This window comes from Mucilaginibacter sp. SG564 (genome assembly GCF_013149275.1).
Classification (GTDB): Bacteria; Bacteroidota; Bacteroidia; order Sphingobacteriales; family Sphingobacteriaceae; genus Mucilaginibacter.
In genome coordinates, this window is the sequence record NZ_JABGNA010000015.1 from 75,429 (window position 1) to 96,379 (window position 20,951).

Here is a 20,951-nt window from a genome sequence, read left to right on the forward strand (position 1 = left end):
AAATATATTATTATCATCATCATGAAGAATGCGCTTATCACCGGTTCAACAAAAGGCATGGGCCGTGCCATTTCTATTTCGTTTGCTAATGAAGGATTGAACGTGGCAATTTGTTCTCGCAATGAGCAAGAATTATTAAAATTTAAGGATGAACTGCTGGCCATCAACCCATCTATCAAAGTTTTTGCCCAGGTTACCGATGGAAGTAAGAAAGCTGAATTACTCCAATTTGCTGCCGGCGCGCAACAGGAATTAGGATTTATTGATGTGGTGGTAAACAGCCTGGGCATGTTTGCACCCGGCAGCATATTGGATGAAGCCGAGGGTGACTTTGAAAAACAACTGCATACAAACCTGATGCCCACCTATGAGCTGTACCGTTATTTCGGTAAAACCATGATAGCTGCGCAAAAAGGACATTTTTTTAATATTTGTTCGGTAGCCTCGTTAAATCCTTTTCCGCAGGCTGGTACGTACAGTTTAACCAAATACGCGCTGTTGGGCCTCACCAAAGTAATGCGTTTGGAGATGCAGGAGCATGGTGTAAAGGTAACCGCGATAATTCCGGGATCGACATTAACGGATTCATGGAAAAACGAGGTGGTTGATAAAGATACCATGGTATTACCCCAGGATATCGCTTCAGCCATTATCAATATATACCGTATGAGCCACGGCGCTAATGTTGATGAAATGATCATTAAGCCTGCACCTGGTCAGTTGTAAGTTTTAGTTGGTAGTTCATGGTTCATGGATCATAGTGGATGGAAATAGGTTATGGAAAACGGCCTAAGTTTATCTACACGCCAAAAACTATGATCCATGAACCATCAACTATGAACTACCGATCAACGAATTTCATCGGTGTTTTTAGGTGCTTTACCGAGAGTTTGACTGTGTTTACCTAATAGTATTACTGTAAAACATTTGTTGTTTGCACATTTGAATTATAAAATCACTATTATTAATAAATTATGGAAAAGAAACTTTATCGCGATGAACGCCGGAAGGTAATTGGCGGTGTTTGCGCGGGCTTAGCCGATTATTTTGATCTCGATATAGCTATAGTACGGGCCCTGTTCCTGCTTACCTTTATATTCATGGGTACAGGTTTAATGGTTTACATTGTTTTATGGATAGTACTGCCAAAAAAATATCAGCAATACTTTAACCCTGGGGTTGATTACCGTGTACCTCCGCAGGACCCTTACAATCCGTTTGCCGCGGGCGTACCTCCTCAACAGGATATGCCCTTTGGTGTACCACCCAAAAAAACGGGTTCAAAAACACCGGCGCTTATTATCGGTGTAATATTGATATTTATAGGTGCATCATTTCTGTTGCATGAGTTACACCTGTTCAGATTTTGGCATTTTGGTAAATTATGGCCGGTAGTTTTAGTAGGAGGAGGCTTAGCCCTGATGGCATCTGGCAACAAAAAGAAACCCTGGGAAGATGATTATAACCCAACCGGCACCGGAACCCAGGAGGAGGTAAAGGATGATACTTTGAATAAAGAAGATCATGCCGCTCCGGAAAACGATGGCTTAAAAGATAATCCACCAACTGTATAACAGGAGTTTGTTATTAAACCGTTATGATCTGCAAAGATCAACGTAGGGGTTATATCAGCTTCACAAAATAAAAATTACTAAAATGAGAAACGATAGATTAGTTCCGGGCGCTATCCTGGTATGCATAGGGGCCATATTTTTGCTCAATAACTTTGGGTATATAGACTTCCATTGGATGAATGTACTACACCTTTGGCCTATATTTTTGATCATGGGTGGTGTTAACCTTGTTTTTGCGGGTAACCGCACCATATGGGCCACTGTATTGAAATTAGGCGTGGTTATCCTGGGCTTCGGCTTGCTTATGTTTGGGCATTTCGATAATTACAGATTTTGGCCTAATCATTATAATTTTCGTTATAATGATGATAAGAATGACGACGATGATGACGACGACAGCGATAGCACCAGCAGCGTAGGCCATGGTGTGGTTAAAGTATCAGGCAGTAGTGTTTTTAATAAAGAATACGCACCAGATGCTAAACTGGCCCGTTTAAACATCAGCGGCGGTGGTACTACCTATACTTTGAATGATACCACCAATCAGCTTTTTAAAGCCGAAACCAAAGAGTTTTATGGCAGCAAATATGAGTTTACTTCCAGCAAAACCGATTCAATGTACGTGGTAAACCTACACCTGCGCAATGACAAGGGTTGGCATATTGATAGCGACGAAGATAAAGACAAAGCCAACCGGGCCGATATTAAATTGAACCCTAACCCGGTATGGGATGTTAATGTTGAGACCGGTGCCACAAAACTTAATTTCGACCTGAGCAAATTCAAAATAAAAAACTTAACTTTAAAGGGAGGCGCCGCATCATTTGATGTGAAACTGGGCAGCCCGCTGGCAACAACCAATGTTGAGGTAGCAACCGGTGTATCAGAAGTAAAGATTAATGTGCCAAAAGACGCGGCCTGCAGCATCCGCACCAACTCAGGCTTGTCATCAAGCGATTTTGATGGCTTTGATAAAAAAGATGACAACCGGTACGAAACCCCAGGGTTTGATGCCGCTAAAAACAAAATATACATCCACATGACTGGTGGTGTATCTGATTTTAAAGTAACAAGGTATTAATTACCCAACCGATACCGGGACAGTATATCTATAATAAATTTTACAAGCCGCTTCATGATCATTATGGAGCGGCTTTTTTATGATCCAAAAAGTGGGTTTACATGGTTTACATATTTTATGGTTTGCATTTTTATATATAATTGATATTCAATGTTTTGTGTTTATTTTTCATCAAAAAGTGGGTTTACACTGTAAACCCACTTTTTGTACTATCAAAGCATGGTAAACTAATCCCAGCACTTTACATTTCGACGCTATCTTTCAATTATGCCTTTTGGTCAGTCTCAACTCACCTTTTTGTCATTAATTGTAAAAACATGCTTAAAAGTGTTAAATGCAAAACCATTATTGAAAAAAATAGGTTTAATTTACAGCTTAATTGATCTGCATATGAGACCTAAATACTTGATAATATTTTCCGCCCTTTTTATCACGGGTACCGTTAACGCTCAAAGCGTGTTAAAGGGCACTGTGTACGAAGCCGGTAAAAACAACCGGATGCCCAATGTTTTTATAAGAGACGATAACAGCAAAAAACAAATAACCATTACCGACGACAAAGGTAATTTTCAAATAAACACCGAAACCGGCCATACGCTGATATTTGATTCTCCCGGCTATATATCTGATACCTTATATGTAACTAATCTTTCGCCAAAAAGGGTAGAAATGGTAACTAAAACCATCTCCCTGCGTCAGGTTAATATCACCTCAACCAGGGCCTCGTTTGATGCGCATAAAGAATACCCCGAGGTTTATACCCGCAGCAAGGTCTATCCGCTATCGCCATCATCATGGTTTAGTAAGGATGCCCGTGATGCCCGCCGCCTGAAAAAGTATTTTAAGCGTGAAGAGGAAGAACGCCACGTGGATGAGGTATTTAATGTTACCTATGTAGAGAGCCTGGTGCCCTTACGCGGTCAGGATCTTGAAAACTTCATGACCCTTTACCGCCCAACTTATGCTTTCCTGAAAAATAACAATGGCGAATCACTCACCGTATATATCAACGATTCTTATAAGAAGTTTATGGCCTTGCCTGCAGATAAACGTACGTTGCCAAGTTTGCCAAATACCGGTAAAACATTGCAGTAGGCGCTTTGCAGTGGGTAGTTGGCAGTTTACCGATTTTTTGCGGACTTACGAAGCTTTTAAAACTTCGTAAGTTTATCTCATAGTTAATAAAAATCATCAGAAAATATCAGTCTGCATAAACTTCTGTATCGCCTGATATTATTTTTTGATAGAGCAGTTCTATCTGGCTTTTAAGTATACGGTCTTCCGATAGCTCGGGTAACTGATTAATATCAAAATATTGTACATCGAGCACATCGAAACCTTTATTTAAGGTTGATGACAAGGCTTTGCAATAAAATACCATTTTATATACATAAAAAGGTTGTGGGGGGTGAGGGTGCATTTTTTTATCAAATACAGCCATTAACCTTTCTGGCACCACATCGAGCCCGGTTTCTTCCTGGAATTCTTTAACGATCACTTCTTTCGGGCTGTAGCCTATATCACCCCATCCACCGGGTAACGACCATTTACCATCGGTGCTTTCACGAGCCAGTAATATTTTGTTATCGGTCGACAACAGGATGCCCCTGATATCAACCTTAGCTGTCGGGTAATCAATAGCTTGCGGAAAATATATGCTGATACTTTCTTCCCCATAGCCCGAAACCTCATCAAGCATCTGGGTGCTGATGTGTCTTAGTTCGGTGTAACGTTCTATATCATATTCATTTTTGGCGTATAAAAGGCCTGTATCGGCAACTGATCTTAGTTGGGTAATGAGGGATAAAAGAGAGCTGTTATTCATAATGGGGCAAAAAGTACAAAGAATAAATTGTCATCCCGAATTTATTTCGGGATCCCACGTGTATAGTAGAGAATATACAAAGTATAACCTTGCCCGTGGGATGTTGAAACAAGTTCAACATGACAGAGTGGTCTTAGGTTAAAATAAACTACCCTACTGCCGTTGTTGGTGTTGTCACCAACAACAATCTGCACGAGTAATTAACCAGTACGTATAATGTTGGTGACAACACCAACATTGGCGGCGGAAGATATGCAAAGCCTTAAAGCAGATCCTTCGTTCCTCAGGATGACAAATTAGGGCGATTGTCAAATCAAATAAAACTATCCCCTGCCTAACAGTTCATCCAGTTTATTGCGTTCTGTTTGCAGCTCGCGGGCCAGTTTCTTTTCTTTTTCGTTGGCTTTTGATTTGTAGGCTTTGTACTCTTCATCAAGCTCCTCGTACAGTTTTATGCGGTATTTAGCTTCACGGCTATGCGCGCCCGAGCGGGCAATAACAACGGTGGCTATAACACCAAATGCAATAACCAGCCCCCACATCAATAAATTATATGATGATTTGGTAAGCGAAATACCCAGAAGGTTTATTTCATCGCGCTTGGCATTTGATTCAGAAAGCGTCTGATCCTTGGTACTTACGTCTGTTTTAAGGCTATTGATATCTTTAGTTTGTGCCGCTAGTTTTGATTGTGCTTCGGCCAGTTTGCGCCTTTCCGAATTCAATGTATCGCGCATGTTTTTCCAAAGGGCCGATGCCAGTGGTTCCTGGTAATGGTATAATTTGCTGATCAGGTATTTATACTGACCATTAAGCGATTTATCTTTTTCCAATGCAGAGTCGGCTGCGGCTGCTTTAGGCTGTGTATATTTATAAGCTGTAGCGGTAGGTACAGGAGGTTTTACAACAGCAGGTTTTAAAGTACTGGCCGGTTTCTGGGTAGCAGGTTTTACTACACCTGTTTTTTTTACGGTATCCTGGGCAAATCCCACGTTGATACTGCTGAAAAAAACGACTATCAAAATACCGGTACTGAATAAAAAATGCTTGCTCATTAGATGTAAAATTAGGTATCCTATGTTAACAAAATAGGGTACTTATTGGTTTTATTTATAATATCCCAAAGGTTTGCAGGGGCTAATGTAAGGTTTCATACGTAATTTTGCTACTCATGGTTATATTAGCGGCATGAATATAGGTATTATTGGTTTGGGCGATATGGGGCGCCTGTATGCCAAAGCTTTTGCAAAAGCAGGCTACACCGTTAGCGGATGCGATTTACCCGAAAATCGCGACAAGCTTGAAGCAGAGCTGGCACCATACAAAATAAACATAATGGATAGCGGCAAAGATGTTGCCCGTACCAATGATCTGGTCATTTATTCGGTTGAGGCCGATAAAATGGAGCAGGTAGTTGCCGAATGTGGCCCCCTCACCAAGTATGGCGCTATTGTGGCCGGTCAAACTTCGGTGAAGCATCCCGAAATAGCGCTGTTTGAAAAATACCTGCCTGCCGATGTGCAAATAGTTACCTTTCATGGCATGCATGGTCCCGGTTTTGAACCCGAAGGGCAAACCCTTATCCTGATACCTCACCGCACTACGCCAGACGCATACCAGCGTATGTACGATCTGTTTAATGCAATCGGCAGCAATATTGTTGAAATTGCCGATTACCACGAACATGATAAAATTGTAGCCGATACCCAGGCCGTAACCCATGTGGGTTTTGAAAGTATGGGCACCGGGTGGAAATCGGCAGGGTTTTTCCCCTGGGAAAACGACTCCTACGTGGGTGGTATCGATAATGTGAAGATACTAACCATGCTGCGCATATTCAGCTATAAGGCCCACGTATACGCGGGTCTGGCTATCCTGAACCCTTATGCCAGGCAACAGGTTAAGCGCTATGCCGAGTCGGAATCGGAGCTGTTTAAACTCATGATCAAGGAAGAGGCCAAAACCTTCAGAGAGCGCCTGTATCGCGGTCGCGATTTCGTTTTTCACGAGAGCCGAAAACCCATTATGCTGAACGATGCCGTAATGCGGGAGTTTTCGCTGTCGCAAAAAACCGGGCAGCAAAAGCCCAATTCGCACCTGAGTATATTGAGTATGGTTGATGCCTGGTACCACCTGGGCGTAAACCCTTATGATAACCTTATTTGCCAAACCCCGCCTTTCCGCCTGCGTTTGGGCATTGCCGAATACCTGTTCAAGAACGAGGATCTGCTGGAAGAATCTATCGAGACAGCGCTGTATGACAAGGCCATCCGGGGCGATGATCTGGAATTCCATTCGGCGGTGCGGGAATGGTCGTCTATCATTGGTTACGGCGATATGGAGGGCTACAAAAAACATTTCAACGAGGTGCAGGCATTTTTTGGCGACCGACTGGAAGAAGGCAAAAAACAGAGTGCCGAACTCATCAGAAGATTGATGATGGAGTAATCCGTAAAACTTTTTAAACCTTTTATTTTAACAAATTTCGACTCAGAAAAGGGTGAAAAATGCTTAAAAATTGATGCAAAATCATCGGCTTTAGCGATTTTAACAAATTTCAATAGGATTTTGATCGGTTTTGAAAACTTTAAAAAGTATCAAATAACCGATTATGGAATCACTCCATACCGAACGGTTGGTTTATAGCCTGATTTTTTTTCTTAAAAAATAGGCCGCTTTTTCTTTTTGATCAGAAAAACCGGGCTGTTGTTATACACTATAATTGGCGGCATAAGGATAATAGCCACTGATTAGATATTTTCCTAAAATGCTGTCATGCTGAGCTCCGTCGAAGCATGGTGGGCAGGCCCTCTCCGCTCTACCCTTCGACGGAGCTGAGGGTGACAGCCTGCTTTTGACCATTTTCATCTTTTCTGTCATGTGATGGACGATTACTCGCAAAAAGGCTGTCACAAAAATCCATTATTCGGTAAGTGTCTTCATAAAATAAGTTATCCTGTGTAGCGTATTGATGTATCATTAACGTAATGTAAATAATTCCCTGATTTTTAATACCCCTATTATAACCAATTAGTTTATGAAAAACCTATGCCGATATATTGCCGGTTTGTTGTTTTTGTTAACCGTGGTGTCCTGCTCTAAAAATAAAGAAAAGAATAGGGGATGTCCGCCCATACCTTTAGCTGCTTCGTTGTTAGCCATACAGGCCATTAAATTTCAGATGGTTGATAAAACCAGTGAGCAAGATCTTTTCTTCGCGCCAAATGCTCGTTACGCCTTAACCGATATTAAAGTGGTATTCAGAAACAGCTCCAATAAATTAGATTCTGTTTCGCCTCCGCTGAAAGAAGAATGGCCAACCGGATGGCATTTTGTATATCCGGTTACCTATGCCCGAAACCTGGATACATGTTATATTAAAATTAAAGGTTTAAAAACAGATACCCTGATCAGCACGCTCTCGGTAGACAAAGGCGAATGTGGTACCTCCTATGCTTTAAGCAAAGTGCAGGTAAACAAGAACGCCCCTTTTGCTTATTCATTCAATAACATCACCGTTATAAAAAAATAGAGAGTATGGGCGGCGAAAATTTTTCAGAACTGATCAACTATCTGCAGGAAATTCCGGCGGTTGATGTTTTTGGCAGTGGTATATTTGAAAACGGCCTGTGGTGGGTTAAGTTTAATATCGATATCAGGCATCCCAATGCCTGGCAGGTAGTGCAGGAAATTGGCCATGTGGTTAACTACGTATCGGTTAATGAGCGGCTGCCCACTGTGTTTTACCCTGTTTCGCCAGCGCCGTACATGAACGGCGGACCGGATGAATTCCTGTCCTGGATCATTGAAACCGAAGACCCCGATTTTACGCCCGACGATATGAAAGAGTGGCTCTCTGGCAGGTTACCCCAACCCGTAATTGATTTAACTGCCTGGGATGTCGATGATGATTAGCTGAAAACTTAAAGCAGAAGGCTCAAAGCTTCAGCTGATTTTGCAATGAACTACTATCATAAAGGCCTTATATAAACCCCAAAGCGGTCTAAAAACGAAGATTATTCATTACCGTTGACTTTAGTCAACGGTAAAAGGAAGTATTAAGGAGGGCTTCAGCCCAATTATCCAGGCGGTATTTTGGCTAAAGCCCTTTGTCCTTCATTCATTATTCCGTTGACTAAAGTCAACGGCAATGATTTTTACATGATAAATAAATAATCTGAATCAAATTCAGACAGCTTCAATGTCCCCTCAGGGTCTCGCGCAAAGGATCCCTGAGTGTATAAAACTATGGCAGCGTTGTAAAATTAATACTTGGTGGTGTGCCGCCTGCCGCGCGGGTAAACGTTTGGTTCAGCGTTACGTAATTGGCAAAGAAACCGCCGTTTTGCAGATAGAACTGGCCGCCCGAAAGACCGCCACCGTAATCCATCCGCTGCTGGTTATTGGCTGTGGCGTCGCCGTCAAAATAGGCGCTGGTGAGTTCGGTCCAGGTGCCGCTTGAGCTTTTTACCCATTGATTGCCAAAGTTGCCCTTGCGGCCCAGGTAGCCGTTGGTATCTGTGAAATTTTCAACAAAGGAGTACAAACCGGTTAAATAAGTATTGGTTGATGGCCTTAACCATGAGGTGATAAATTTCCAGGAACCAACCTCGGGCGCGTAAAACCAGGAGGAGAAGGTGGTGTTGCCAGCTGCATCGGGCACAGCTTCGGTTAAAAATTTATAGGTAGTACCGGCAACCCAGTTATAATCCAGGTAAGCCTGGCCGCCTTCGCCTTCGCCGCTAAAGGTTTGTACCACTACGCCTGCACCCGCCCGGGTACTGGTGGTAGTGCCCCCGGTTGGGTTCCATACCGAAAACAGGATGCGGCGCTCTGATGATGAATTTACCTGCATGCCAAAATAGCCCTGACTAAAGCCGTTGGCCATAAAGTAGGAGCCAACCGGATCCTGCCCCACGGGTACGGTAACCTCATTATAAAACCATTGGGAATTGGCCGGGGCGGTATAACCCAAATGAACCGATGGTCCCCTGCGCGACCAGTAAAAATTAGTAGAGTCATTGGCATACTGTACATTGGAGGCAACCACCGGGCCGCTGATGATAAGGTCGGATACATCGGCATAGTACCCGCCGGTTTTGCTTACTCCCTGAAAATCTACCCGTACATAGCCCGCGCTGGTAACATTCACGGTACCTACATCATAAGTAGTAAATGCCGAACCGGTCATGGATACGTTAAAGGGCACACCGTTAATAGTCAATTTTATGACGCTGCTGCCCGATGCCACCTTGGCTTTTACTTTTACGGTCAGCGAACCGGTATTGCCTAAACGGAAATAGGCCGAGAAAATACTGTTGGGGCTGGTCCAATTGGCCAGAGTGGTAGAAGTTACCACCTCATTGCCCCCCGAAGCCAGGGTGGTTACAAAAGCATTGCCACCCATGGAAACCCGGAGTGATGAGCCGCCGAGTGATTGTGTACCGGCATCGGGAGTGCCGTTGGCAGCTAAACTTTTTTGCACATCCTTTTTACAGGAAAATAACACAAGCAGCATACAGCACACCAGGTAGTGTAATTGGTTCTTTTTCATAATGTAAAGGTTTGTTAAAAATTTGTCGGTTAATTTTAACTTAAATTATGAAATGGGTAGTTAATCAACTATTTAAAGGTTACGCAAACGTTTGATAAAAATTTAACCAGTAGATAATTTTATGTGCTTTTGCGAGATATTAGCCAAATCATGTTTTGAAAACAGTGGTGGCTGCCAATGGCTTGCTAAAACGTGTTTTTAATAAGCTATAAGGGTATCGGGAATAGCGATGTACTGTAATTTGATAATTTTCAAATACTTATGGGGGAGGTGAATGATACCTAATCTTGCTGATTTTACTGGTAACGTTCAATAGAGCCGCGTTTACAGCAATGAACCACAACACAAACGTTTGAAATTGTATTTCAGGTGGTTATGCCTTAGTCTGCATAGGATAAGGTTTGTAAATAAATATATTTTAATCATCTTATTTAGCTTTATTAATGTCTATGATAGCCTCATCAATCGCTTTTACAGAGGCTGAATCATTTAGTTCCATGCGATGTGTTTTTACCGATGTTAATATATCTATGATTTTTAACCCGACATACTTTTTATATTCAATGCCCAGGGCTTTTATCTCTTTTATACCCAGTTGCGCATTAACCGTATTTTTTATTCTGCCAATATAGTCGCCAAATTTGGCGGTGAGCTTATAGCGTTGTTCGGCAAAACGGCTCATATAAAACTTATAAATGTATTCCCACTTTTCATCACGTGCATTGGCTGTATAAACTGTATAAATAGTTTCTGTCAGATCGCCTTTATTATCCTTTTCATATAAAGGGGCCAATATCATAGCTTCCTGAGGGTTTACCTGGTTTAGTGACCATAGTGCTGCCCCCTGCACCGTGTATGACTCGCTTTTTAAAGCCTGTTTGAATAATGCTGTATCAGCAGCTTTCTTATACTTACCTAAAAGTACAATAGCCTGGGCACGTAACAAGCTGTTATCATCTTTTTGGGCAATGGTAACTATCAGCGGATAGGCCATATTACGGATAGTATCATTATCCATATTTAGTCCTTTTAGCGCTTTCATCCGCAATCCATGATACTTGTCATTTAATGCCGTTATAAGAAGCTTTTGCGCAACCGGGTTTTTCTGCCCCGTTATTGCCGCATCAATAGCCTCATAGCGGTCAAGGTATAAAGGTGCATTGCTGTATTGAAAAGTGTACTCAGTGATGGTTTTGTCGTCGTTTTTTTTACCGAGTAACAGCTTTTCGGCATCCACGTTTACCAGATCGGGTTTTGAAGCAGCGGGGAAAATCAAAGTGTCGGCTTTTTTGCGCATCCAAATCTGGTGGCGTTGCTTTTTACCGCCCTCATAAATATCAATAGCCATAGGTAGTGTAAATGTTTGTCCATCCTGGATTTGTTGCAGGTAAACAGTTTGGGTCTTATTGGCTTCGTCCCATTTGTAACCGATACTCATTACCGGGTGGCCGGCGCCATAGTACCATTGGTTAAAAAACCAATTCAGATCGAGCCCGCTGGCTTCTTCCATGGCCAGGCGTAGCTGCTGAGCTTCGGCGCTTTTTAGCGCATTTGTTTTAAGATAAATATTCAACCCCTTGTAAAATGCGTCGTTACCTAAATAATGCCGTAAAAGATTCAGTATGCGACCACCCTTTTGATAAGTAACTCCATCAAATACATCCTGCTTAACAATATAATGAAAACGAACCAGGTTTTTTGTTGCATTTTGAGGATTATCCAAATATCCCTGTAAACCTTCCTGAATGTGCTCATCGGCGGCATCCTGCCCATACTTGTGTTCGGCCCATAGTATTTCTCCAAGGTCGGCAAATGATTCATTTAGCGTGAGGTTACTCCAGCTTTCGGTAGTTACATAATCACCAAACCATTGATGAAATAACTCATGTACGCCACCAAAATCATGATGAACCCGATCAATCAATTCACGTTTGGTCGCTTGTGCTCCCTCGCCTGTCACCATTGCCGTGGTATTTTCCATTGCACCGCTTACATAATCTCGCACAGCTATCTGAGCGTATTTGTTCCATGGATAATCAATGCCGGTAATTTTTGAAAAGAAACCAATAGCCTCTGGCGTAAAACCAAATATGTCTTTTGCATAAGGAGCGTACTTTGGTTCAACATAATAACTTACTTCTTTGCCATGCCAGCTGTCTTTATAGATCTTAAAATTGCCTACGGCCATCATGAACAAATATGGGGCATTGGGTAATTCCATCTTCCAGGTGTCGGTACGCGTATTATCAGTGTTGTTTTTTTGAGATGCAAGCCTGCCATTTGATAAAGTTACATATTCGGCGGGCACGGTCATGCTGATTTCGCTCGTGGTTTTCTGGTTAGGTTTATCAATAGTTGGGAACCAGGCCGATGAGCTTTCGGGCTCGCCCTCTGTCCATATCTGTATCGGTTTGTCTTTTATTTTGCCATCAGGGTTAATAAAGTATAAACCTTTTCCATGCTTTCTGGTAGCTTTTAATTCATCTGGTTTTGCCGTATAATCGATGTAAATGGTATAATTTTCATTATTATGATAAACCTTGTCTAATTGAACTGCCACGGAAAGGCTGTCATAAGTGAATTTAAGCGGAATGTTTTTACCCGATTTAACTATTGAAATGTTTTTCAGATCCATTCCTTTGGCATCAAGGCGTAAAGTATCAGTTGGGTAGAAATGCGGCTTTAAAGTAACCCATTCCTTGCCATACAAATAGTGCTTTTGATAATCAAAGCGTACCTCAAGTTTAGTGTTTAACAAATCATTGATTTTGGCAGGCGTTTCCCTGTATATTTTTAATGCGATATCCGCAGGTTTTTGCTGTGCCTTTATCGGCGCCCAGCCAGTTAAAAATAAGATGGTACAAATTGCCGAGGTAAGACAAAGGTTTTTCATATCTGTTCATTTGAAGTTGAACAAATGTAAAACTTTTATAGTACTATTTATAACATAGTACTATTTATTATAAAATAATGAATGGTATACTACTTTGCCAAAAATAATGTCCGTGGATAGGCTTTCATATCACGGAGGCATCTGACCAGTTAATTATATTCCGGATGTTGTCAGAAAAACTGGGTTACATCAGCATCAAACCGGTGATTTATTTTAAGCTCAATATCATCATTGCCCCGTTGGTTTTTTATATGGTGATTTGTTTATGGCTCAGGTATACGATTAAATTAAAGATGGCAGAAAAATCATTTGCTGCCGGACAGGAAACTTATCAGTTAATCATCCGCAAGCAATCTAATACGTTTGCTAAGGTAAAGGATAAAGATTTTACTTATTTTAAACGGATAATTGAAGGGGAGGTGTTTATGAAAAATGACACTGCCTTTTTGCGGAATATTAAAAAACATGCCCATGACGATAAAAACGAGCTCGGCATTTATATATAAAGATACGCTGTTTAACTATCCACAGCTAAAAAGCAAAGTTATTTTACAGGATCGCTTGTAGGCTTTAAACAATAAAAGGGAATAGCCTGGGTAAAATATTACCTGCGAAATTTCCATTTCAGGAATCTTTACAGGCATGGTTTTTATCATTTCTGTGTAAGCATTAAAAATCATATTTTCGCGGCAGGTATTAAATACCTTAGGCGCCAGCCAAATACCCCCGGAGCTCTTGTGAAAAACGTTTGTGGAAAAATATTAAAAAATAATTCACTAACTATTTGAGAGTTAATACAAAATTCCTATCTTTGCCGTCCCTTAAGGGGAAAATAATATGCCTTGAACGAAGCCCTACTGCTTCGATGGGCACAAACAAATTAAAGAAATGTCAGGAATTATTGGTAAAAAAGTAGGAATGACCAGCATTTTCGACGAAACAGGGAAGAATATTCCCTGCACAGTAATCGAAGCTGGCCCTTGCGTGGTAACACAAGTTAGGTCTGTTGATACAGACGGGTATGCTGCTGTACAGCTGGCATATGGCGACAAAAAGGAAAAAAACACTTCTGCACCTTTAAAAGGTCACTTCCAAAAAGCAGGTACTGCTCCAAAGCGTAAACTTGTTGAATTCAAAACTTTCGAAGACGAAAAAAACTTAGGTGACACTGTTACTGTAGAGATTTTCGCTGCGGGAGATTTTGTGGATGTGGTTGGTACCTCAAAAGGTAAAGGTTTTCAGGGTGTGGTAAAACGTCACGGTTTTGGTGGTGTGGGTATGCAAACTCACGGTCAGCACAATCGTTTACGTGCGCCGGGTTCTTTGGGTGCGTCATCATGGCCATCTCGCGTATTTAAAGGTATGCGTATGGCGGGTCAAACCGGAAACGGCCGTGTTAAAGTTCAGAACTTACAAGTTGTGAAAGTTTATGCGGAGCAGAATCTGTTAGTTGTTAAAGGTTCCATCCCAGGAGCTAAGGGTTCATTCGTAATAGTTGATAAATAAGATGGAAGTTAACGTATTAAACGTATCAGGTAAAGAAACAGGTGCCAAGGTGCAGCTTCCTGAGTCGGTATTCGGCATTGAACCCAACGATCACGCGATCTATCTTGATGTTAAGCAGTTTTTAGCTAACCAGCGTCAGGGTACACACAAAGCAAAACAGCGTAACGAAATTGCAGGTTCAACCCGCAAATTATATAAACAAAAAGGTACAGGTGGTGCCCGTGCAGGTAGCGTAAAATCTCCGTTGTTTAACGGTGGTGGCCGTGTATTTGGTCCGCAACCACGCGATTACAGCTTCAAATTAAACAAGAAACTGAAATCACTGGCACGTAAATCGGCTTTATCATACAAAGCAAAAGATAACAATATCCTGGTTTTAGAAGATTTTAGCTTTGATAGCATCAAAACTAAAAACTACCTTAAACTGGAGGCTGATCTGAATGTTACCAACGATAAAACATTATTGGTAATTGCAGCCGCTGATAATAACAATGTGTATTTATCAAGCAGAAACCTGAAAAAATCAAAAGTTATTTCGGTTGAGCAGTTGAACACTTATGATGTGTTAAATGCTGGCAAACTGTTATTAACTACAGGTGCTGTTAAAACTTTGGAGGAAGCATTAGCTAAGTAATTATGGAAATTTTAAAGAAACCCCTACTTACTGAAAAAGTAACTCAATTAACCGAGAAACTTAACCGTTATGCTTTCAAAGTTGATCACAGAGCAAACAAAATTCAGATTAAAGGTGCCATTGAGGCAATGTATGGTGTAAACGTTACGGCGGTAAACACCATGAAATACGTCGGCAAACTTAAAACTCGCAACACTAAGGCAGGCGCCGTTCAAGGCCGCTCTGCTACTTACAAAAAGGCGATCATTACGTTGAAGGACGGTGAAACAATTGATTTTTACAGCAATATATAATTAAGACATGGCAGTAAAGAGATTTAAACCGGTTACTCCGGGTACCCGCTTCCGAGTTGACGTATCTAACTCAGATATCACAACAAACGTTCCTGAAAAATCGTTGGTTGTAGCGTCTAACAAAAGATCGGGCGGTCGTAACAACAGCGGTAAAATGACTATGCGCTACCTGGGTGGTGGCCATAAACAAGCATACAGGTTAATCGATTTCAAACGTAATAAGTTTGATATCCCGGCAAAAGTTGCCACTATTGAATATGATCCAAACCGTTCTGCACGTATAGCTCTGCTACACTTTGTAGATGGCGAGAAAAGATATATGATTGCTCCGGAAGGCTTAACAGTTGGTACGGTAGTTGTATCTGGCGAGACCGCAACTCCAGAGGTTGGTAATACCATGCCTTTGAAAAACATCCCGTTAGGTTCTATCATCCACAACATTGAGTTAAACCCAGGCCAGGGTGGTGTTATCGCCCGCAGCGCCGGTACTTATGCTCAGCTTTCAGCTCGCGATGGTAAATATGCTATCATCAAATTGCCTTCAGGCGAAACCCGTATGATACTGTCAACTTGCTTGGCAACTATCGGTACCGTTTCAAATGGCGAGAAAGCAAACGCAGTGTTGGGTAAAGCTGGCCGTAACCGTTGGTTGGGCCGCAGACCAAGAGTTCGTGGTGTAGCCATGAACCCGGTAGATCACCCTATGGGTGGTGGTGAGGGTAGAGCCTCAGGTGGTCATCCACGTTCACGTAAAGGTTTATTGGCTAAAGGCTACAAAACCCGTGATAAGAAAAAAGGGTCGGATCGTTATATCATTGAAAGAAGGAAAAAATAATGGCACGTTCAATTAAAAAAGGACCTTATATTGATCATAACCTGGAAAGAAAAGTTCTTACCTTGAATGATTCAAATAAAAAATCAGTTGTAAAAACATGGTCACGTCGTTCCATGATCTCTCCTGATTTCGTTGGTCATACATTCGCAGTACACAACGGTAATAAATTTATCCCTGTGTACGTAACAGAAAACATGGTTGGTCACAAGTTGGGAGAATTTGCTCCAACCCGTACATTCCGCGGTCACGCAGAAAAGAAAAAATAACAGGCAATGGAAGCAACAACAAAAATCAAAAAGTCTGTATTGATCAGGCAACAAAAAGAAGCAGCAAAAGCCCAGGTTGGCGGTGCTTCAGTTGCTAAACTACAGGACTGTCCAACTTCACCACGCAAAATGCGTTTGGTAGTTGATCTTATCCGTGGCGAGAACGTTGAAAAAGCGTTGTACATATTAAAATATACTAACAAAGAAGCTGCTATTCGTGTAGAGAAACTTTTGTTATCAGCCATCAAAAACTGGGAAGCAAAAAACGAAGGCAAACGTGTTGAAGACAGCGCTTTATTTGTAAAAGAAGTTTCAGTAGGCGGTGGCCGTCAACTGAAAAGATTACGCCCTGCTCCGCAAGGAAGAGGATACCGTATCCGCAAACGCTCAAACCATGTAACCCTTATAGTGGATAGTAAAAACGATAATAATTAATTTGAAATGGGACAGAAAGCACATCCAATAGGTAACAGATTAGGAATCATCAGAGGATGGGATTCTAATTGGTTCGGTGGCAACAACTACTCCGACAAATTAGTTGAAGACGAAAAAATCCGCAAATACCTTTCAGCTCGTATTGCTAAAGGTGGGGTATCCAAAGTGGTTATCGAACGTACATTAAAACGCATCACTGTAACTATTCACACTGCCCGTCCGGGTATCGTGATCGGTAAAGGTGGTCAGGAAGTTGACAAGATCAAAGAAGAGTTGAAAAAACTTACCAAAAAGGAAGTTCAGATCAACATTTTCGAGATCAAACGTCCTGAGCTTGATGCGCAATTAGTGGCAGAAGGTATCGCAAAACAACTGGAAGCACGTATCTCTTTCCGCCGTGCCATGAAAACTACCATCGCTTCAACCATGAGAATGGGTGCCGAAGGTATCAAAATCATGACATCAGGCCGGTTAGGCGGTGCCGAGATGGCACGTAGCGAACAATACAAAGAAGGAAGAATTCCTTTGCACACTTTCCGTGCTGATATTGACTACGCACTGGCAGAAGCTTTAACCACTTATGGTAAAATAGGTGTTAAAGTATGGATTTGCAAAGGCGAAGTTTACGGAAAACGTGACTTGTCTCCAAACATCGGCGGCACAAGCAGCAGCAGCGGTAAAGGTGGTCGTCCAGACGGTGCTCCGGCATTCGGCGGACGTGACAACCAACGCGGTGGCGAACGTGGCGGCGAGCGCAGAGGCGACAGAAAACCAGGTGGTGACCGCCGTGGTGGTGGAAACAACAACCGTGGTGGTGGTCAAGGTGGCAACCGTCCAGGTGGCCAAGGCGGCAACCGTCCGGGAGGCCCAGGAAAGAGATAATAATTAAAGTAGAGAAAGATATCGTAACGATATAAAAGCTTAAGAAAATGCTACAGCCAAAAAGAACGAAGTTCAGAAAGATGCAAAAAGGCAGGATGAAAGGTTTAGCCACCCGTGGTGCAGAACTTTCATTCGGATCTTTCGGTATAAAATCACTCGAAGCGGCCTGGATCACCAGCCGCCAGATCGAGGCTGCGCGTATCGCTGTAACACGTTTTATGAAACGTGAAGGCCAGGTATGGATCAGGATATTCCCTGACAAACCGGTAACTAAGAAACCAGCAGAGGTACGTATGGGTAAAGGTAAAGGTGCTCCAGAATACTGGGTTGCGGTAGTACGCCCCGGAAGGATCATTTTTGAAGCCGAAGGTGTACCATTAGACGTTGCTAAAGAGGCTTTACGCCTTGCAGCACAAAAACTTCCGGTACAAACCAGATTTATAGTACGTAGAGATTACGTAGAAGCATAAACGGAAAGTTAGTTGAGAAGTTGTAAAGTTTTCATGTTGTGAAGTTAGATGCCGAACATTCACCCATCAAAAAAACAATACAGCGTTGAAACTGCGAACAACAACAACAAATAACAAAAGAAAATGAAGAACTCAGAAATTTTGGAGCTATCAACTGAGGAATTGGTTGCAAGAGTAGGCGAGGAGAGAACAAACCTTACCAAACTTAAATTTGCCCATGCAGTATCAGCTATTGAGAATCCAACACGTATAACAAAAGTACGCAAGGACATTGCTCGGTTAAATACTGAATTAACAAAGCGTAAAGCTGCGTCAACTTCTGAAAACAAATAATTAAGCGTTCAGAAAAATGGAAAGAAATTTAAGAAAAACACGTACCGGTTTGGTAGTTAGCAATAAAATGCAAAAATCAATCGTAGTAGCTGTGGAACGTAAAGTAAAACACCCTATCTACGGTAAATTCGTAAAGAAAACTACCAAATTCATGGCTCATGATGAGACAAATACCTGTGGTATTGGTGATACCGTATTGATTATGGAAACACGTCCGTTGAGCAAAAGCAAAAACTGGAGATTAGTTCAAATTATAGAAAGGGCTAAATAAGATGGTACAACAGGAATCAAGATTAAACGTAGCCGATAACAGCGGAGCTAAAGAAGTTTTAGTGATCCGTGTATTGGGCGGTACTGGTAAAAGGTACGCATCAATCGGCGATAAGATAGTAGTAACTGTAAAAAGCGCTTTACCATCAGGTAACGTAAAAAAAGGTACTGTATCAAAAGCCGTAGTAGTACGCACCAAAAAAGAGATCCGCAGAAAAGATGGTTCATACATCCGTTTCGACGATAACGCAGCTGTATTGTTAAATAACCAGGACGAGCCGAGAGGTACCCGTATCTTTGGCCCTGTTGCAAGGGAACTGCGTGAGAAACAATTTATGAAAATTGTATCATTAGCACCGGAGGTATTGTAACATGGAAAAGAAAAAACACGAGCAACCAGCTAAATTAAAGATCCGTAAAGGTGACCTGGTTAAAGTTATAGCCGGTGATTCAAAAGGAACACAAGGCAAAATTGTTGAGGTTTTGTTAGACAAAGGCCGCGCTATTGTTGAAGGTGCCAATATGGTATCAAAACATACCAAACCTAACGCTGCCAACCCTAACGGTGGTATTGTTAAACAGGAAGCTGCTATACATATTTCAAACCTAATGCTGGTTGATCCTAAATCAGGTAACCCAACCCGTGTTGGCCGTAAGAAAAACGATGCCGGCAAATTAGTAAGGGTAGCAAAAAAATCAGGGGAGGAAATTAAGTAATGACTTACATACCAAGACTCAAAACAAAATACAAAGAGGAGATCCGTACCGCTCTGAAAGATAAATTTCAGTATAAAAGCGTAATGCAGGTTCCTAAACTGGAAAAAATTGCCATTAACCAGGGTGTTGGCGCTGCCACAACCGACAAGAAATTGATCGAAAACACCATCACTGAGTTAACTACCATCACCGGTCAGCAGGCAGTTGCTTCAAAATCTAAAAAAGATATCTCAAACTTCAAATTGCGTAAAAATATGCCGGTTGGCGTACGTGTTACCCTGCGTGACAACACAATGTATGAGTTTTTGGATCGTTTAATCGCTGTTGCCCTGCCACGTATCCGTGACTTTAAAGGTATCAACGACAAAGGTTTTGACGGAAGAGGTAACTATACATTAGGTATTACAGAACAAATTATCTTCCCTGAGATAAATATTGATAAAATCAATAAAATTCAAGGTATGGATATTACCTTTGTAACCTCCGCAACAAACGATGTTGAAGCATTGGAGTTGTTGAAACAATTTGGATTACCATTTAAAAATCAAAATAACAATGGCTAAAGAAGGTGTAAAAGCACGTGAATTAAAACGCGCTAAATTGGTTGCTAAATACGCAGAGAAAAGAGCAGCCCTTAAAGAGGCCGGCGATTATGCAGCCTTAGATAAATTGCCTAAAGCTTCATCTCCGGTAAAATTACACAACCGTTGTAAATTAACCGGCCGCCCTCGTGGTTATATGCGTCAGTTTGGCATTTCACGTGTAACATTCCGTGATATGGCATTAGCTGGCAAAATACCGGGAGTAAAGAAAGCAAGCTGGTAAAAAGTTAAAATTCAAAAGTCAAAATTCAAAAGTGCCTTACCGGCGTTTTTGAATTTTGAATTTTTACTTTTGAATTAAAAATGAATTAACCGATGGAAGGTCGCCCGGGATGTTACCGGAAGGAAACCACCGTCATAACACAATAAAATGAATACAGATCCAATCGCAGATTATCTTACAAGAGTAAGGAATGCTATTAAAGCCAACCATAGGGTTGTTGAAATTCCTGCATCAAATCTGAAAAAGGAAATCACGAAAGTGCTTTTCGACAAAGGTTACATTGCCAATTACAAGTTTGAGGAAGTTGGTCCGCAAGGCAGCATTAAAGTTGCTTTAAAATACCACCCGATAACTAAAATTTCTGCTATCCGCAGCATTCAGCGCATCAGTAAACCAGGTTTGAGGAAATACGCAGGTACCGATAACCTGCCAAGAGTATTAAATGGTTTAGGAATCGCTATCCTGTCAACTTCAAAAGGTGTAATGACCGATAAAGAAGCCCGTCAGCAAAATGTAGGTGGCGAAGTATTATGCTACGTTTATTAATAGGAGAAATTA

General features: G+C 41.7%; 27 protein-coding genes. 23 read left to right on the forward strand and 4 right to left on the reverse strand.

What is annotated here, in order from left to right; translation table 11 throughout:
• Positions 1–21 precede the first annotated feature (21 nt).
• The 4 genes from FHW89_RS25655 to FHW89_RS25670 all read left to right on the forward strand — a co-directional run bounded on the left by FHW89_RS25655 (position 22) and on the right by FHW89_RS25670 (position 3,750).
• A complete protein-coding gene (locus FHW89_RS25655; RefSeq protein ID WP_172337915.1) occupies positions 22–726 on the forward strand; it encodes an SDR family oxidoreductase in 705 nt (234 codons plus the stop codon).
• Between the two features lie 248 nt (positions 727–974).
• A complete protein-coding gene (locus tag FHW89_RS25660) occupies positions 975–1,574 on the forward strand; it encodes a PspC domain-containing protein (protein WP_172337916.1) in 600 nt (199 codons plus the stop codon).
• 82 nt (positions 1,575–1,656) lie between these two features.
• Complete coding sequence (locus tag FHW89_RS25665) at positions 1,657–2,655, forward strand: LiaI-LiaF-like domain-containing protein (RefSeq protein ID WP_172337917.1); 999 nt, start codon at positions 1,657–1,659, stop codon at positions 2,653–2,655.
• A gap of 390 nt (positions 2,656–3,045) precedes the next feature.
• A complete protein-coding gene (locus FHW89_RS25670; RefSeq protein WP_172337918.1) occupies positions 3,046–3,750 on the forward strand; it encodes a carboxypeptidase-like regulatory domain-containing protein in 705 nt (234 codons plus the stop codon).
• A 106-nt stretch (positions 3,751–3,856) separates the two neighbouring features.
• Here the strand turns inward: FHW89_RS25670 and FHW89_RS25675 are convergent, their stop codons facing one another.
• Both FHW89_RS25675 and FHW89_RS25680 read right to left on the reverse strand, forming a co-directional pair.
• On the reverse strand, positions 3,857–4,480 hold the full coding sequence (locus FHW89_RS25675; protein ID WP_172337919.1) for an NUDIX hydrolase N-terminal domain-containing protein: 624 nt from the start codon (positions 4,478–4,480) through the stop codon (positions 3,857–3,859).
• Between the two features lie 323 nt (positions 4,481–4,803).
• Positions 4,804–5,535, reverse strand: coding sequence for a hypothetical protein (locus FHW89_RS25680; RefSeq protein WP_172337920.1), 732 nt, complete (start codon positions 5,533–5,535; stop codon positions 4,804–4,806).
• A 133-nt stretch (positions 5,536–5,668) separates the two neighbouring features.
• On the opposite strand from FHW89_RS25680, the gene FHW89_RS25685 reads away from it, so the two are divergent.
• The 3 genes from FHW89_RS25685 to FHW89_RS25695 all read left to right on the forward strand — a co-directional run bounded on the left by FHW89_RS25685 (position 5,669) and on the right by FHW89_RS25695 (position 8,395).
• Complete coding sequence (locus tag FHW89_RS25685; RefSeq protein ID WP_172337921.1) at positions 5,669–6,928, forward strand: prephenate dehydrogenase; 1,260 nt, start codon at positions 5,669–5,671, stop codon at positions 6,926–6,928.
• Between the two features lie 589 nt (positions 6,929–7,517).
• Positions 7,518–8,012: a hypothetical protein gene (locus FHW89_RS25690; RefSeq protein WP_172337922.1), complete on the forward strand. Its 495-nt coding sequence runs from the start codon at positions 7,518–7,520 to the stop codon at positions 8,010–8,012.
• A gap of 5 nt (positions 8,013–8,017) precedes the next feature.
• Positions 8,018–8,395: a hypothetical protein gene (locus FHW89_RS25695; protein ID WP_172337923.1), complete on the forward strand. Its 378-nt coding sequence runs from the start codon at positions 8,018–8,020 to the stop codon at positions 8,393–8,395.
• A gap of 331 nt (positions 8,396–8,726) precedes the next feature.
• On the opposite strand, the gene FHW89_RS25700 is transcribed toward FHW89_RS25695, so the two are convergent.
• On the reverse strand, positions 8,727–10,034 hold the full coding sequence (locus FHW89_RS25700; RefSeq protein ID WP_172337924.1) for a DUF3472 domain-containing protein: 1,308 nt from the start codon (positions 10,032–10,034) through the stop codon (positions 8,727–8,729).
• A 427-nt stretch (positions 10,035–10,461) separates the two neighbouring features.
• Positions 10,462–12,927, reverse strand: coding sequence for a M1 family metallopeptidase (locus FHW89_RS25705; RefSeq protein ID WP_172337925.1), 2,466 nt, complete (start codon positions 12,925–12,927; stop codon positions 10,462–10,464).
• A 164-nt stretch (positions 12,928–13,091) separates the two neighbouring features.
• On the opposite strand from FHW89_RS25705, the gene FHW89_RS25710 reads away from it, so the two are divergent.
• The 16 genes from FHW89_RS25710 to rpsH all read left to right on the forward strand — a co-directional run bounded on the left by FHW89_RS25710 (position 13,092) and on the right by rpsH (position 20,939).
• Positions 13,092–13,433 (forward strand): hypothetical protein, encoded by a 342-nt coding sequence (locus FHW89_RS25710; protein WP_172337926.1) that lies wholly within the window; start codon positions 13,092–13,094, stop codon positions 13,431–13,433.
• Between the two features lie 382 nt (positions 13,434–13,815).
• A complete protein-coding gene (rplC, locus tag FHW89_RS25715) occupies positions 13,816–14,433 on the forward strand; it encodes a 50S ribosomal protein L3 (protein WP_166095886.1) in 618 nt (205 codons plus the stop codon).
• Between the two features lies 1 nt (position 14,434).
• Positions 14,435–15,067: a 50S ribosomal protein L4 gene (gene rplD, locus FHW89_RS25720; protein WP_166095884.1), complete on the forward strand. Its 633-nt coding sequence runs from the start codon at positions 14,435–14,437 to the stop codon at positions 15,065–15,067.
• Positions 15,068–15,069: 2 nt separating this feature from the next.
• Positions 15,070–15,360 carry a 50S ribosomal protein L23 gene (rplW, locus tag FHW89_RS25725; protein ID WP_166095882.1) on the forward strand — a complete coding sequence of 97 codons (291 nt, stop codon included), beginning with the start codon at positions 15,070–15,072 and terminating at the stop codon, positions 15,358–15,360.
• A gap of 7 nt (positions 15,361–15,367) precedes the next feature.
• A complete protein-coding gene (rplB, locus tag FHW89_RS25730; protein ID WP_172337927.1) occupies positions 15,368–16,195 on the forward strand; it encodes a 50S ribosomal protein L2 in 828 nt (275 codons plus the stop codon).
• Positions 16,195–16,461: a 30S ribosomal protein S19 gene (gene rpsS, locus FHW89_RS25735; RefSeq protein WP_066006044.1), complete on the forward strand. Its 267-nt coding sequence runs from the start codon at positions 16,195–16,197 to the stop codon at positions 16,459–16,461. Before rplB ends, rpsS begins: the two co-directional genes overlap by 1 nt.
• Positions 16,462–16,467: 6 nt before the next feature.
• Complete coding sequence (gene rplV / locus FHW89_RS25740; protein WP_172337928.1) at positions 16,468–16,896, forward strand: 50S ribosomal protein L22; 429 nt, start codon at positions 16,468–16,470, stop codon at positions 16,894–16,896.
• Between the two features lie 6 nt (positions 16,897–16,902).
• Positions 16,903–17,778, forward strand: coding sequence for a 30S ribosomal protein S3 (rpsC, locus tag FHW89_RS25745; RefSeq protein WP_090462776.1), 876 nt, complete (start codon positions 16,903–16,905; stop codon positions 17,776–17,778).
• Between the two features lie 47 nt (positions 17,779–17,825).
• Complete coding sequence (gene rplP, locus FHW89_RS25750) at positions 17,826–18,248, forward strand: 50S ribosomal protein L16 (protein WP_076377413.1); 423 nt, start codon at positions 17,826–17,828, stop codon at positions 18,246–18,248.
• Positions 18,249–18,371: 123 nt separating this feature from the next.
• Complete coding sequence (gene rpmC, locus FHW89_RS25755) at positions 18,372–18,581, forward strand: 50S ribosomal protein L29 (protein WP_172337929.1); 210 nt, start codon at positions 18,372–18,374, stop codon at positions 18,579–18,581.
• Positions 18,582–18,597: 16 nt separating this feature from the next.
• On the forward strand, positions 18,598–18,852 hold the full coding sequence (gene rpsQ / locus FHW89_RS25760; RefSeq protein ID WP_090462782.1) for a 30S ribosomal protein S17: 255 nt from the start codon (positions 18,598–18,600) through the stop codon (positions 18,850–18,852).
• 1 nt (position 18,853) lies between these two features.
• On the forward strand, positions 18,854–19,222 hold the full coding sequence (rplN, locus tag FHW89_RS25765) for a 50S ribosomal protein L14 (protein ID WP_073405786.1): 369 nt from the start codon (positions 18,854–18,856) through the stop codon (positions 19,220–19,222).
• A gap of 1 nt (position 19,223) precedes the next feature.
• Complete coding sequence (gene rplX, locus FHW89_RS25770) at positions 19,224–19,568, forward strand: 50S ribosomal protein L24 (RefSeq protein WP_172337930.1); 345 nt, start codon at positions 19,224–19,226, stop codon at positions 19,566–19,568.
• Positions 19,568–20,131 (forward strand): 50S ribosomal protein L5, encoded by a 564-nt coding sequence (gene rplE / locus FHW89_RS25775; RefSeq protein ID WP_090462789.1) that lies wholly within the window; start codon positions 19,568–19,570, stop codon positions 20,129–20,131. Before rplX ends, rplE begins: the two co-directional genes overlap by 1 nt.
• The gene (gene rpsN / locus FHW89_RS25780; protein ID WP_166095871.1) at positions 20,124–20,393 is read left to right on the forward strand and encodes a 30S ribosomal protein S14; all 270 of its coding nucleotides are present in this window, start codon (positions 20,124–20,126) and stop codon (positions 20,391–20,393) included. The genes rplE and rpsN overlap by 8 nt, the downstream gene beginning before the upstream one ends.
• A 147-nt stretch (positions 20,394–20,540) precedes the next feature.
• The gene (gene rpsH, locus FHW89_RS25785) at positions 20,541–20,939 is read left to right on the forward strand and encodes a 30S ribosomal protein S8 (protein WP_076377401.1); all 399 of its coding nucleotides are present in this window, start codon (positions 20,541–20,543) and stop codon (positions 20,937–20,939) included.
• The last annotated feature ends 12 nt before the right edge of the window (positions 20,940–20,951 follow it).